Annotated in this window: 1 protein-coding gene; it reads left to right on the forward strand. The window is 74.3% G+C overall.

The annotated features are described in order from the left end of the window. Positions 1 to 13: 13 nt before the first annotated feature. Positions 14 to 15,646 (forward strand): type I polyketide synthase, encoded by a 15,633-nt coding sequence (locus tag KBX34_RS33425; protein ID WP_247671572.1) that lies wholly within the window; start codon positions 14 to 16, stop codon positions 15,644 to 15,646. The last annotated feature ends 2 nt before the right edge of the window (positions 15,647 to 15,648 follow it).

The raw sequence follows: 15,648 nt of genomic DNA on the forward strand, positions 1-15,648 counted from the left end.
CGGGGTACGTGTCATGGCGAACGACGAGAAGCTGCTCGACCACCTCAAGTGGATGACCGCCGAGCTGCGACGCAGCAAGCGACGGCTCGAAGAGGTGGAGACGGCGGCCGGCGAGCCCGTCGCGATCGTCGCGATGACCTGCCGCTACCCGGGCCGGGTCAGCACGCCCGAGCAGCTCTGGGAGCTGGTCGCCGCCGGCGGGGACGCGATCGGTGACTTTCCGGACGACCGTGGGTGGGACGTCGACGGGCTCTACGACCCCGACCCGGACGCCAAGGGCAAGAGCTACGCCCGCGAGGGTGGGTTCCTCGCCGAGGCGGCCGACTTCGACCCGGCGCTGTTCGGTATCTCGCCGCGCGAGGCCCTGGCCATGGACCCGCAGCAGCGCCTGCTGTTGGAGACCGCCTGGGAGGCGTTCGAGCGGGCCGGTATCCCCAGCGACAGCGTGCGGGGCAGCCGGACCGGCGTGTTCGTCGGGATCAGCGGCCGCGACTACGACACCCTGCTGCAGCGGCACACCCAGGACGGCATCGAGGGCTACCGGCTGACCGGCAGCGCGGCCAGCGTGCTCTCCGGGCGGATCGCGTACCAGTTCGGCCTGGAGGGTCCGGCGGTCACCATCGACACCGCCTGCTCGGCCTCACTGGTCGCGCTGCATCTGGCGGTCCAGTCCCTGCGGCAGCAGGAGTGCTCCCTGGCCCTCGCCGGTGGCGCCACAGTGCTCGCCACCCCGGAGGCGTTCGTCGAGTTCAGCCGTCAGCGTGGCCTCGCCCCGGACGGCCGCTGCAAGCCGTTCGCCGCCGCGGCCGACGGCACCGGCTGGTCCGAGGGCGCCGCACTGCTCCTGCTGGAGCGTCTCTCCGACGCCCGCCGCAACGGCCACCCGGTGCTCGCCGTCATCCGGGGCACCGCGGTCAACCAGGACGGCGCCTCCAACGGTCTCACCGCCCCCAACGGGCCCGCGCAGCAGCGCGTCATCCGGGCCGCGCTCGCCAACGCCCGACTCACCGCGGCCGACGTCGACCTGGTGGAGGCACACGGCACCGGCACCCGGCTCGGCGACCCGATCGAGGCGCAGGCGTTGCTCGCCACGTACGGCCAGAGCCGTCCGGACGGCGAACCGCTCTGGCTCGGCTCGCTCAAGTCCAACCTCGGCCACACCCAGGCCGCTGCCGGTGTCGGTGGCGTGATGAAGATGGTGCTCGCACTGCGGGCCGGCGTCATGCCGCGCACCCTGCACGTCGACGAGCCCACCCCGCACGTGGACTGGACGGCCGGCAACGTCCAACTGCTCACCGCCGAGCGCCAGTGGGCGCCGGGGGAGCGACCACGTCGTGCGGCGGTCTCCGCGTTCGGCATCAGCGGCACCAACGCCCACGCGATCATCGAGGAGGCCCCGGCGGCGGACGCCCCGGCGACGCCACCGCCGGCCGGCACCGACCCGGTCTGGGTGCTCAGCGGCCACACCCCGGAGGCGCTGCGGGCCCAGGCCGCCCGTCTGAGCGCCTTCGCGGCCACCGCCACGGCGACCCACGCCGACATCGCCTACTCGCTCGCCGCGACCCGCTCACCGCTGCCGGTCCGGGCCGTGGTCACCGGCACCGACCTGCCGGGTGCCCTGGCGGCCCTGGCCGACGGCGTCGCCACCGCCGGGGCCGTCACCGGCTCGGTCCAGGACGGCCGCACCGCGTTCCTGTTCTCCGGTCAGGGCTCCCAACGCCACGGTATGGGCCTTGAGCTCGCCGCGCGCTTCCCGGCGTACGCGCAGGCACTCGACCTGGTCTGCGCGGAACTGGACCCGCACCTCGACCGTCCGCTGCGCGAGGTGATCGCCGACGGGGTCGACCTGGAACAGACCGCCTACACGCAGGCCGCCCTGTTCGCGGTGGAGGTCGCCCTGTTCCGGCTGGTCGAGTCGTTCGGGGTCACACCCGACTACCTCGTGGGGCACTCGATCGGGGAGATCGCCGCCGCGCACGTCGCCGGCGTGCTGTCCCTCGCCGACGCCGCGACGCTGGTGGCGGCGCGGGGCCGACTGATGCAGGCGCTGCCGGCCGGCGGGGTGATGGTGGCGGTACGGGCGACCGAGGCCGAGGTGCTGCCGCTGGTGACCGAGGGCGTGGACATCGCCGCGGTCAACGGTCCCCGGTCGGTGGTGCTGTCCGGTGCCCCCGACGCGGTGGCGGCGGTCGTCGCCCACTTCGAGAAGTCCAAGCCGCTGACGGTCAGTCACGCGTTTCACTCGGCGCTGATGGAGCCGATGCTGGCCGAGTTCGCGCAGGTGGCGACCACCCTGACCTACCACGCGCCGGTCATCGGTGTCGTCTCCAACCTCACCGGGCAGCTCGCCGGCACGCAGGACGCCGACTACTGGGTCCGGCACGTACGCGACGCGGTCCGGTTCGCCGACGGCATCGCCTGGCTGCGGGGCCGCGGCGTCACCCGGTTCCTGGAGATCGGCCCGGACGGCGTCCTCACCGCGATGGCACGGGAGAGCGACGACAGCGAAGCCGCCTACCTGCCCCTGCTGCGCCGGGGTCGCCCCGAGGTGACCTCCCTGATCACCGGGCTGGCCGAGGCGTACGTGCGGGGCGCCGCGGTGGACTGGACCGTGCTGGCCACCGGCGGCAGCCGTGTCGACCTGCCCACCTACGCGTTCCAGCAGCAGCGGTACTGGCCCGCCACCGGCGTCGCGCCGGCCGGGGACACCCGGGGCCTCGGCCTCACCGGTGTCGACCACCCGCTGCTCGGCGCCTCCGTCTCCCTGGCCGGTGCCGACGAACACCTCTTCACCGGCCACTGGTCCGCCGCCGGGCACCCGTGGCTCGCCGATCACCAGGTCGCCGGGGACCTCGTCGTCCCCGGCACCGCCCAGCTCGAGGCGGTCCTCGCGGCCGGTGCCGAGATCGGCTGCGAGACGGTCGAGGACCTGGTCCTCGCCACCCCGCTCGTGCTGCCGCCCGCGGGCGTGCAGGTGCAGGTCCGGATCGGCGCCCCGGACGCCGACGGCCGCCGCAGCGTCAGCGTGCACAGCGGTGACGGCGAGACGTGGACCGTGCACGCCTCCGGCACCCTTGCCGTCACCGGCAGCGCGGCGCCCGCCCCGGCCGAGTGGCCGCCGCCGGGCGCCGAACCCGTCGACCTCACCGACCTCTATCCCGCGCTGGTCGAACGCGGTCTGGCCTACGGGCCCGCGTTCCGTGGCCTGGAAGCCGTCTGGCGCGGCCCGCTGGGGGACACGTTCGCCGAGATACGCGCCCCCGAGAGCATCGACTCCACAGGCTTCGGGCTGCACCCAGCGCTCCTCGACGCCGCCCTGCACGCCCTCGGCTGCACGGGCACCGGCGACGAACCGGCCGCCGTCCCGTTCGCCTGGAACGGCGTCACCCTGCACGCGGTCGGCGCCGACACGATCCGGGTCCGGCTGCGCGGCACCGGGACCGTCGCCCTGGACGTCTGGGACACCACCGGGCAGCCGGTCGCCACTGTCGGTTCCCTGGTGCTCCGCCCGTACGCCCCGCCCACCCCGAAGGCACTCCCGGTGGCCGACGCCCTGCACCGCCTCGCGTGGGCCCCGATCGTCGCCTCGCCGCCCGCTGGAACGGCCACCGTTCCGGCGCAGGTCTGGCGCCCGGAGACCGCCGGTGACGATCCGGTGGCCACGGTGCACACCGCGACCGCCGCCGCGCTCGACCTGCTCCAGCGGTTCCTGCGCGACACCACCGACGCGGGCAGCCGCCTCGCCGTGGTCACCTCCGGTGCGGTGGCGACCTCGCCCGACGAGGACGTACCCGACCTGGCCGGGGCGGCGGTCTGGGGTCTGGTCCGGACCGCCCAGACGGAGAACCCGGACCGCTTCGTCCTGGTCGACCTGGACGGCCACGACGACGACACGGCGCTCGCCGCCGCGCTCGCCACCGGGGAACCGCAGATCGCCGCCCGCAACGGCGCCCTGTTCGCCCCCCGCCTGGCCCGCGCCGCGACCGGCCCCGCCCTGATCCCGCCGGCCGGCGTCCCCTGGCGCCTCGACGTCCCGGTGAAGGGCACCCTGGACAACCTCGCCCTGGTCCCGTGCCCCGAGGTCGACGAACCGCTCGGCCCGGGCCAGGTCCGGATCGCTGTCCGCGCCACCGGCCTCAACTTCCGCGATGTCCTGATCGCCCTGGACATGTATCCGGACGTCGCCCAGCTCGGCAGCGAGGGCGCCGGTGTCGTCACCGCCATCGGCCCCGGTGTCGACGGGGTGCGGGTCGGCGACGCGGTGATGGGCATGTTCTACGGCGCGTTCGGCCCGGTGACCGTCACCGACCACCGGCTGATCACGCCGATCCCGGCCGGCTGGACGTTCGAGCAGGCCGCCGCCGTGCCGATCGTCTTCCTCACCGCCTACTACGCCCTGGTCGACCTGACCGGCCTGCGTGCCGGGGAGTCGCTGCTGGTGCACGCCGCCACCGGTGGCGTCGGCATGGCCGCCGTGCAGCTGGCCCACCATCTCGGCGCCACCGTCTACGGCACGGCCAGCCCCGCGAAGTGGGACACGCTGCGCGGTCTGGGTGTTGCCGGCGACCGGATCGCCTCGTCCCGGACCACCGGGTTCGAGGAGAGGTTCCGCGCCGCGACCGGCGACCACGGGGTCGACGTGGTGCTCAACTCGCTCACCGGCGAACACGTCGACGCCTCGCTGCGGCTGCTGGCCGCTGGCGGTCGGTTCGCCGAGATGGGCAAGAACGACGTCCGCGACCCCGCCGCGATCACGGCCGCGTACGGCATCAGCTATCAGGCCTTCGACACCATCGAGGCCGGACCGGACCGGATCCAGCAGATGCTGCGCGCCCTGGTCGATCTCTTCGAGGCCGGAGCACTGCGACCGCTGCCGGTGACCACCTGGGACGTCCGCTCGGCCGGCGCCGCGTTCCGGCACGTCAGCCAGGCCGCCCACGTTGGCAAGGTGGTCCTCACCGTCCCGCCCGCCCTGGACCCGGATGGTGTCGTCCTGCTCACCGGCGGCACCGGCGCGATCGGCGCGGCCGTCGCCCGGCACCTGGTCACCACCCACGGCGCCCGGCACCTGGTGCTGGCCGGCCGACGCGGCTCGGACGCCCCCGGGGCCGCCGACCTCGCCGACGAACTGCGCGGCCTGGGCGCGAGCGTGACAGTGGCCGCCTGTGACGTCGCCGACCGCAGCGCCGCCGCGGCCTTGGTCGCGGCCAGCACCACGGACCGGCCGCTGACCGCTGTCGTCCACCTGGCCGGCGTCCTCGACGACGGCGTGCTCGACGCGATGACACCCGATCGGCTGGCCGGCGTGCTGCGCCCCAAGGCCGACGCCGCCTGGCACCTGCACGACCTCACCAGGGATCAGCCACTCGCCGCGTTCGTGCTCTTCTCGTCGCTGTCCGGGCTGCTCGGCGCTGCGGGCCAGGCCAACTACGCGGCCGCGAACGCGTTCCTGGACGGGCTCGCCGCGCACCGGCGCGCCCAGGGCCAGCCGGCGATCTCGCTCGCCTGGGGTCCCTGGACCGCCACGACCAGCATGGCCGGGCGGCTCGACGACACCGACACGCGGCGGATGGACCGCACCGGTGTGCTCGGCTTCAGCACCGCCGAGGGACTGGCGTTGCTCGACGCGGCGCTCGGCATCGACGAGTCGTTGAGCGTGCCGGTGCGGCTGGCCCGTACGGTCGCGGCCGGCACCACCCCACCGCCGCTGCTTCGCGGTCTGGTCCGCGGCGCCACCCGCCCGGCTGGCACCGCCGGACCGGCCGACGCGGCGACCGCGCTGCGCCGTCGCCTGGCCGCCGCCCCCGCCGAGGTCGAACGGATCCTCCTGGAGATCGTCGTGGCGGACGTCGCGGCGGTCCTCGGGCACGACCCGTCCGGCATCGTCGCTGGTCGTGCCTTCAAGGAACTCGGGTTCGACTCGCTGACCGCCGTCGAACTCCGCAACCGGCTCGGCGCGGCGACCGGGCTCCGGCTGTCCGCGACCCTCGCCTTCGACCATCCGAGCCCGCTGGCACTCGTCGCCCACCTGCGCGACGAACTGCTCGGCGGCGCGATCCCGGAGGCACCGCAACCGTCTGCCGAGGTCGCCGGGGACGACGACGACCCGATCGCGATCGTCGCGATGGCCTGCCGCTACCCGGGTGGCATCAGCACCCCGGAGGAGTTGTGGCGGCTGGTCGCCGACGGCGCCGAGGGCATCACCGCCGTCCCGACGGACCGTGGGTGGCGGGCCGACCTCTTCGACACCGGACGGGACGGCGGCTCGGCCACCGACCGTGGGGGCTTCCTGCACGACGCCGCCGACTTCGACGCGGACTTCTTCGGCATCTCGCCCCGCGAGGCCCTGGCGATGGACCCCCAGCAGCGGCTGCTGCTGGAATCCACCTGGGAGGCCCTGGAACGCGCCGGCATCGACCCGGAGACGGTCCGCGGCGAGCCGGTCGGCGTGTTCGTCGGCGCATCGGCCCAGGGGTACGACACCCTGCTCCAGGGTCGCGACGCCAGCGCCGGCTACCTGCTCACCGGCACCGCCGCCAGCGTCATCTCCGGCCGGCTCGCGTACACGTTCGGCTTCGAGGGCCCGGCCGTCACTGTGGACACGGCCTGCTCGGCGTCGCTGGTCGCGCTGCACCTGGCGATCCGGGCGATCCGCAACGGCGAGTGTGCGATGGCCGTCGCCGGCGGCGCCGTGGTGATGGCCACGCCCACCATGTTCCTGGAGTTCTCCCGACAGGGCGGGCTCGCCGCCGACGGGCGCTGCAAGGCGTTCGGGGCGGGCGCCGACGGCACCGGCTGGTCCGAGGGCGTTGGTGTGCTGCTGGTCGAGCGGCTGTCCACGGCGGTCCGGCGCGGTCACCCGGTGCTCGCGCTGGTCCGCGGCACGGCCGTCAACCAGGACGGCGCGTCGAACGGTCTGACCGCCCCGAACGGGCCCGCCCAGCAGCGGGTGATCCGGGCCGCGCTGGCCGACGCCGGTCTGTCCACCGCCGATGTCGACGTGGTGGAGGCCCACGGCACCGGAACGGTGCTGGGTGACCCGATCGAGGCGCAGGCGCTGCTCGCCACGTACGGCCAGGGCCGCGCCGCCGACCGGCCGTTGTGGCTCGGCTCGATCAAGTCGAACCTGGGTCACGCGCAGGCCGCCGCGGGGGTCGGCGGCATCATCAAGATGGTCATGGCGATGCGGGCCGGCCTGATGCCCCGCACCCTGCACGCGGACGAGCCGACCACGCACGTCGACTGGTCGTCGGGTTCGGTCGCCCTGCTCACCGAGGCCCGCGAGTGGGCGGGTGACGGGCGTCCGCGCCGGTCGGCGGTCTCCTCGTTCGGTGTCTCCGGCACCAACGCACACGTCATCCTCGAAGCCGCACCCGACCCGGACCCGGTCCGGGGCAGCGAGCGGGCGGACGCCGCCAGCGACGTACCGCTGGTGCTCACCGCCCGCAGCCCGCAGGCGCTGACCGCGCAGGCCGCCCGGCTGCTGACCGACGGTGACCGGGATCTGGCCGACGTCGCGCACACCCTCGCCGGCCGGGCCCGCCTCCCGCACCGGGCGGTGGCGTTCGGCCGTGCCGCGCTGGAAGCCCTCGCCGCCGGTCAGGCGGCCCCCGCCCTGGTCACCGGCACATCGGTGCCCGGCCGGACGGCGTTCGTGTTCTCGGGCCAGGGGTCACAGCGGCCCGGAATGGGTCTGGAGTTGGCGTCGTCGTTCCCGGTGTTCGCGGAGGCGTTCGACGCGGCGTGCGCGGAGTTGGACGTCCACCTCGACCGGCCGTTGCGCGAGGTGATCGCCGAGGGCGATGACCTGGATCAGACCGTCTACACGCAGACGGCGCTGTTCGCGGTCGAGGTGGCGTTGTTCCGCCTCGTTGAGTCGTTCGGTGTCACCCCGGACTACCTGGTGGGGCACTCGATCGGTGAGATCGCGGCCGCGCACGTGTCCGGGGTGCTGTCCCTGTCGGATGCGGCGAAGCTGGTCGCCGCCCGGGGTCGGCTGATGCAGGCCCTGCCGTCCGGTGGGGTGATGGTCGCGGTGCGGGCCACCGAGGCGGAGGTGCTGCCGCTGCTGACCGACGGGGTGTCCGTCGCGGCGATCAACGGTCCCCGCTCGGTGGTGCTCTCCGGCGTGGAAGGCGAGGTCGCCGCTGTCGCCGCCCAGTTCGAGAAGTCGAAGCGGCTGCGGGTCAGTCACGCGTTCCACTCGGTGCTGATGGAGCCGATGCTCGCCGAATTCGCACAGATCGCCGAAACGTTGACCTACGCGCAGCCCCGGATCCCGGTCGTGTCCAACGTGACCGGGCAGGTCGCGGAGACGCAGGACGCCGACTACTGGGTGCGGCACGTGCGGGAAGCGGTCCGGTTCGCCGACGGCATCGCCACCCTGGAGGGTCTGGGCGTCGCGATGTTCGTCGAGATCGGCCCCGACGGGGTCCTGTCCGCGATGGGCGCGGACTGCGTCAGCGACGCGGTGTTCGTACCCGTGCAACGCTCTGACCGCGACCAACCGACCACGCTGCTCACCGCCCTGGCCCACGTCTTCGTGCGCGGCGTCGCGGTCGACTGGACGCCGTGCTACCCCGGTGGACGCCTCATCGACCTGCCCACCTACGCCTTCCAGCGCCGCCGCTACTGGCCGGCCGCCGCCGTCGGCGAAACCGGCACCGGCGGGCACCCGCTGCTCGGCGCGATGGTCCCACTGGCCGGCAGCGACGACGAGCGGGTGCACACCGGCCACTGGACCACCGGTTCGGTGCCCTGGCTGGCCGACCACCGCATCGCCGGATCGGTCGTCGTGCCCGGCACCGCGCTGCTCGAACTGGTCCTAGCCGCCGGCACCGAGGCCGGCTGCGAGCACGTCGACGACCTCGTCCTCTCCGCTCCCGTGGTGGCCGGCGAACGCGGCGTGCAGCTCCAGGTCCGGGTCGGCCCGGCGGACGACGCCGGCCGCCGCCCGGTCGCGGTGCACGCCACCACCGACGGCGTACGGTGGGCGGCGCACGCCACCGGTACGGTCAGCCCTGCCACCCTGTCGGCCCCGGCGGCCGGCGAGTGGCCTCCGCGCGGCGCGACCCCGCTCGACGTCGGCGACCTCTACGACGACCTGGCCGACCGAGGCCTCGACTACGGTCCCGTCTTCCGTGGGCTGCGCGCGGCCTGGCGTGCCACCGACGGCAGCCTGCACGCCGACCTGGCCCTCGACGGTGACGCCGATGGATACGCGGCGCATCCGGCGCTGCTGGACGCCGCACTGCACGTCCTCGGCCTGACCGGTGACGCCGGCCGGGACGCCAAGGTCCCGTTCTCGTGGACCGGCGTCACCCGGCACGGTCAGACCGGCAGCGCGGCCCGGGCCCGACTGACAGTGACCGCGACGGACACCGTCCGGATCGAGCTGGCCGACGACCTCGGCCGGCCCACTGTCACAGTGGAATCCCTGCTGCTCCGGCCGTACGCCCCGCCCTCGGTGCTGCACACGCTGACGTGGTCGCCGATCCCGGTGCCCGTGGGGTCGACCACGCACGACCTGACCGTGCTGCGCCTCCCGCAGGTCCCGGGCGACCAGGCCGCCGCCGCGCACACCCTGGCCGTGCAGGCGCTCGCCGCCGCGCAGGCCGTCCTCGCGCAGGACGACACTCGTCTGCTCGTCCTCACCACCGGCGCGGTGGCGGCGACCCCGGACGACGCCGTCCCGAACCCGGCCGGCGCCGCGGTCTGGGGCCTGATCCGCAGCGCCCAGTCCGAGCACCCCGGCCGCTTCCTGCTGGCCGACACCGAACCCGGCGACGACCTGGACGACGCCCGGCTCGCGGCCATCACCGCAGCCGGAGAGGATCAGGTCGCGGTACGCGGGGGTGCTGTCCTCGTACCTCGGCTCGTTCCTCACCGCGCGACCGGCGACGGCCCGGCCTTCGGCACCGGAACCGTCCTGGTCACGGGTGCCCTGGGCGCCCTCGGCGGGATCGTCACCCGACACCTGGTGACCCGGCACGGCAGCACCGACCTGATCCTGCTCGGCCGCCGTGGCATCGACACCCCCGGTGCCGCCGAGCTGGTCGCCGACCTGACGGCGCTCGGCGCCACCGCGACCGTGGTCGCCGCCGACGCGGCCGACCGGGACGCCCTCGCGGCCGTCCTCGCCGGAGCACCCGACCTGACCGCTGTCGTGCACGTCGCCGGGGTCCTCGACGACGGTACGGTCGACGGTCTCACCCCGGACCGCGTCGCCGCCGTCCTGCGCCCCAAGGTCGACGCCGCCTGGCACCTGCACGACCTCACCCGCGACCGGAACCTCTCCGCGTTCGTGCTGTTCTCCTCCGCGGCCGGGGTCTTCGGCGGGCCGGGGCAGGGCAACTACGCGGCGGCCAACGCCTTCCTCGACGCTCTCGCGGCGCACCGCCGCTCCGCCGGACTGGCCGCCACCTCACTCGCGTGGGGACCATGGGCGGACGGCATGGCGGCCGGTCTCGCCCCGGCCGAACTGGACCGGATGGCCCGCTCCGGTGTGCTGCCACTGTCCACCGACGTGGCGCTTACCGCGCTCGACCAGGCCTGCGCCGACAACCAGGCGCTTCTCGTACCGGTCCGGCTCGACCCGTCGGCGACCCCGTCGCACGTTCCCGGCGTGCTGCGCGGCATGATCCGCGCGATCCCCCGGCAGCGCGCGGGCCGCGCGTCCGGCGACGAGGCCCTGGTGCGCCGGCTCGCCGGTCTGGCGCCGGCGGCGCGCCGGGACCAACTGCTCGATCTGGTACGCACCCACGTGGCCGGAGTGCTCGGCCACGGCTCCGGGCGGGCCGTCGTCGCCGACCGCCCGTTCAGCGAGTTCGGCTTCGACTCCCTCGCCGCCGTCGAGCTGCGCAACGGGTTGAACTCCGCGACCGGGTTGCGACTGGCCGCCACCCTGGTCTTCGACTACCCGACCCCAGTGGCCCTGGCCGAGCACCTGAACACCGCGCTCGGCGGCTCCGACGAGAGCCCCACCGCCGGTGTGACCAGGGCGGCCACCGCCGACGAGCCGATCGCCATCGTCGGCATGGCCTGCCGCTACCCGGGCGGTGTGACCACGCCGGAGGACCTGTGGCGGCTGGTCGACGCCGGCGGTGACGCGATCGGGGAGTTCCCCCCTGACCGGGGCTGGGATGTAGGGGTGTTGTTCGATCCCGATCCTGACAATCCTGGGACCACGTACACCAAGGAGGGCGGTTTCCTCTACGACGCGGGCGACTTCGACGCGGGATTCTTCGGGATCTCGCCACGGGAGGCTCTCGCCATGGATCCGCAGCAGCGGCTGCTGTTGGAAACCTCCTGGGAGGCGTTCGAGCGGGCCGGGATCGACCCGGCGGTCGTACGGGGAGCGCAGGTGGGTGTGTTCGCTGGGGTGATGTACCACGACTACGTCAGCCGTCTCGGGGCGGCTGACGGAGTCGAGGGTCTGCTGGGCGTCGGCAACGCCGGCAGTGTCGTCTCCGGCCGGGTGGCGTACACCTTCGGCCTGGAGGGCCCAGCGGTCACAGTGGACACCGCCTGCTCGTCGTCCCTCGTCGCCCTGCACCTCGCGGTGCGGGCGCTGCGCAACGGCGAGTGCGCCATGGCGCTGGCCGGCGGTGTGACCGTGATGGCCACCCCGGGTACGTTCATCGACTTCTCCCGGCAGCGGGGCCTGGCGCCGGACGGCCGGTGCAAGTCCTTCTCCGACGACGCCGACGGGACCGGCTGGGCCGAGGGCGCGGGCGTGCTGCTGGTGGAGCGGCTCTCCGACGCGGTGCGCAACGGTCACCGCGTGCTCGCCGTGGTGCGGGGGACCGCTGTCAACCAGGACGGCGCGTCGAACGGGCTGACCGCCCCGAACGGGCCGTCGCAGCAACGCGTCATCCGGGCCGCCCTCGCCGACGCCGGCCTGAGCACCGCCGACGTCGACGCGGTCGAGGCGCACGGCACCGGCACCCGGCTGGGTGACCCGATCGAGGCGCAGGCACTGCTGGCCACCTACGGTCAGGACCGGCCCACCGACGAGCCGCTGTGGCTGGGCTCGATCAAGTCGAACATCGGCCACACCCAGGCCGCCGCGGGTGTCGCCGGCATCATCAAGATGATCGAAGCGATGCGGCACGACACCATGCCGCGGACCGTCCACGTCGAGCGGCCCAGCGGGCACGTCGACTGGTCGGCGGGTGCGGTGCAGCTGCTCGTGGACGCGCGGCCGTGGCCGGCGGGGCAGCGCCCGCGCCGGGCCGGGGTGTCGTCATTCGGGGTGTCCGGCACCAACGCGCACGTGATCATCGAGGAGCCGCCGGCCGCGCCGGTGGTCGAGTCGGCGGTGACCGAGTCGGGTGTGCCGTGGTTGTTGTCCGGGCGCAGCCCGAAGGCGGTCGCCGGTCAGGCGCAGCGGCTCACCGAGTGGGGCGGCGCTGCCGGAGAGGTGGCGTACTCGCTGACGGTGTCGCGGGCGGCGTTCGACCACCGCGCGGTCGTACTCGGTCCGGACCACAGCAGTGGCCTCGCGGCCCTGGCCGACGGGTTGCCGTCCAGCACGGTGATCTCCGGTGCGGCCCGTACGGCCGGTGTGGTGTTCGTGTTCCCCGGTCAGGGTTCGCAGTGGGTCGGCATGGCCACTGGGTTGCTGGATGCGGAGCCGGTGTTCGCGGCGCGGATCGCGGAGTGCGCGGCGGCGCTGGACCCGTTCGTGGACTGGAACCTGTTGGAGGTCTTGCGCTCGGACGATCCGTTGGAGCGGGTGGATGTGGTGCAGCCGGTCCTGTGGGCGGTGCACGTGTCCCTCGCGGAGGTGTGGCGGGCCAGGGGTGTGACCCCGGACGCGGTGATCGGCCATTCGCAGGGGGAGATCGCGGCGGCCTGCGTGGCCGGGGTGCTCTCACTGAGCGACGCGGCAAAGGTCGTGGCGTTGCGCAGCAAGGCTCTGTTGTCGATCGCGGGCAGTGGTGGGATGGTGTCGGTCAACGCCGGCCTGGACGTGGTCACACCCCTGCTGACCGACGGGGTCAGCGTCGCCGTGGTCAACGGCCCGACCAGCGTCGCCGTCGCGGGTGCTGACCTGGATGCGTTCCTGGCGGCCGCCGAGGCGGCCGGGGTGCGGGCGAAGCGGGTCAAGGTCGATTACGCCTCGCACTGCGCTCTGGTCGAGCCCGTGGAGGCGGAGCTGGCCCGTCTGCTCGACGGGGTGCAACCTCAGCCCGGTGCGGTGCCCTTGTTCTCCACCGTCGAGAACGGCGGTCAGATGGACGCCGGCTACTGGTATCGCAATCTGCGTCAGCCGGTCCGGCTGGATCTGGCGGTCGAAGCGGCATACGCGGCGGGGCACCGGATCTTCGTCGAGGTCAGCGCGCACCCCGTGTTGACCGGTGCGATCGCTGACACCGCCGAGGTGGCCACGGTGGGCACGTTGCGTCGTGGCGAGGGCGGGCCCGAGCAGGTGCTCCGGTCGCTGGCCGAGGCATGGGTATGCGGCGCACCCGTCGACTGGACCACCGTCATCCCGGCGACCCGGACCGTCGACCTGCCCACCTACCCCTTCCAGCACCAGCGTTTCTGGCCGGTCGGCGATGCGCCAGTGCCGGTCGTGGACCCGATGGACAGCGAGTTCTGGCAGGCCGTGGAGAACGGCGACCTCACCCCACTCGGCATCACCGACGACGGCACCGACCTGCTGCCCGCCCTGACCGCCTGGCGGCGTACCCGCAAGGAACGCGGCACCACCGACACCTGGCGCTACACCGTCGGCTGGGCCGCGCTGCCCGAGCCGACCGACGCGTTGCTCACCGGCACCTGGCTGCTGCTCACCACCCCGACCGCGCGGACGGAGACCACATTCGCCACCGCCGCGATCGAGCAGGCCGGCGGCACCGCCGTCATCGTCGAGGTCGACCCGGCGACAACCGACCGGGCCACCCTGACCGCACAACTGAGCGCGGCGACCGGCCCGGGCCCCGCCATCTCGGGTGTGCTGTCCCTGCTGGCGGTCGCCCCGGACAGCGACGGCGCCGTCCCGCCGTGCCTGACCGCGACCGTCCTGCTGATCCAGGCCCTGGCCGACGCCGGGATCCCCGGACGGCTCCGGATCGTCACCCGCGGCGCGGTCACCGTCACCGCCACCGACGAACCGCCACTGACCGGGCCGGCCCAGGTCTGGGCCACCGGCCGGGTGTTCGGCCTGGAGCAGCCGGACCGCTGGGGCGCACTGATCGACCTGCCGGCCCGGCTCGACGCCGCCGCGCTCACCCGCTTCCAGGCCGCCGTCGCCGGCATCGACGACGAGGACCAGATCGCGGTACGCGACAACGGCGTCCACGCCCGACGCCTGCGCCCCGCCCCCCTCAGCGGCCCGGCACCGACGACCGGCTGGACGCCGACCGGCACCACACTGATCACCGGTGGCACCGGCGCGATCGGCGCGCACGTGGCCCGCTGGCTGGCCGGACGCGGCGCCGAGCACCTGGTGCTCACCAGCCGCCGAGGCCCCGACGCCCCCGGCGCAGACGACCTGCGCACCGAGTTGGAACACCTCGGCGCCCGGGTGACCATCGCCGCCTGCGACACGGCCGACCGCGACGGGCTCAGCGGCGTGCTCGACGGCATCGACAACCTCACCGCCGTCTTCCACGCCGCCGGTGTCGCCCGCTCGGCGTCGCTCGCCGACACCGGCCTGGACGAGTTCGCCGACGTGGTCGACGGCAAGGCGGCAGGCGCCGCCCTGCTCGACGACCTCGTCGGAGACGTGAGCGCGTTCGTCCTGTTCTCCTCCAACTCCGGTGTCTGGGGCGGTGGCGGGCAGGGCGCGTACGCGGCGGCCAACGCGTACCTCGACGCCCTCGCGGTCCGTCGCCGGGCCCGCGGCCTGCGCGCCACCTCGATCGCCTGGGGGGTGTGGGACGGCGGCGGCATGTCCGACGCCGCGATCGTCGAGCAGCTGCGCCGACGCGGCCTCGCCGCGATGGCACCCGACCTGGCCATCGCCGCCATGGCCCGGACCCTGGACCACGACGAGACCTTCGTCGCCATCGCCGACGTCGACTGGCAGCGGTTCGCGCCCGCCTACGAGTCGGCCCGACCCCGGCCGCTGCTGCACGAACTGCCGCAGGTGCGCCGGATCCGCGAGGCCGACCAGGCCGCCATCAGCGGCCAGGGGGCGTCCGCGCTCCACACCCGACTGCGCGACCTGTCCCGCGGCGAGCGGCACCGGGCCCTGCTCCAGACGGTACGGGCGGAGGCCGCCGCCGTCCTCGGCCACCCGTCGGCCGAGTTCGTCGAGCCGGAGCGGGCGTTCCGGGAGCTGGGCTTCGACTCGGCGACCGCGATCGAGATGCGCAACCGGCTCAACGCGAGCACCGGTCTGCGGCTCAGCACCACCCTCATCTTCGACTACCCCAACGCCCTGGTCCTCGCCGAGCACCTGCACGACGAGCTGTTCGGGCCGGACGAGCTCGACGACGACGCCCGCATCCGGCAGGCGCTCGCCGAGATATCCCCGGCCCGGCTGCGGGCCGCCGGGTTGCTGGACGCCCTGCTGCGCCTCGCTGACGGCACCGGTGACGACGCCGAACCAACCGCCGGGGAGCACGACGGCACCGACCTCGACGGACTGGATGAGGACGACCTCATCCGGCTGGCACTCGATTCCTCTCGCTGAAC

The organism is Micromonospora sp. M61 (genome assembly GCF_018070245.1).
In the GTDB taxonomy this organism is placed as follows: Bacteria; Actinomycetota; Actinomycetes; order Mycobacteriales; family Micromonosporaceae; genus Micromonospora; species Micromonospora zamorensis.

What these genes read in the sequence shown, in the direction of transcription:
- KBX34_RS33425 (WP_247671572.1), top strand. Translation starts at nt 14, where the DNA reads ATGGCGAACGACGAGAAGCTGCTCGACCACCTCAAGTGGATGACCGCC.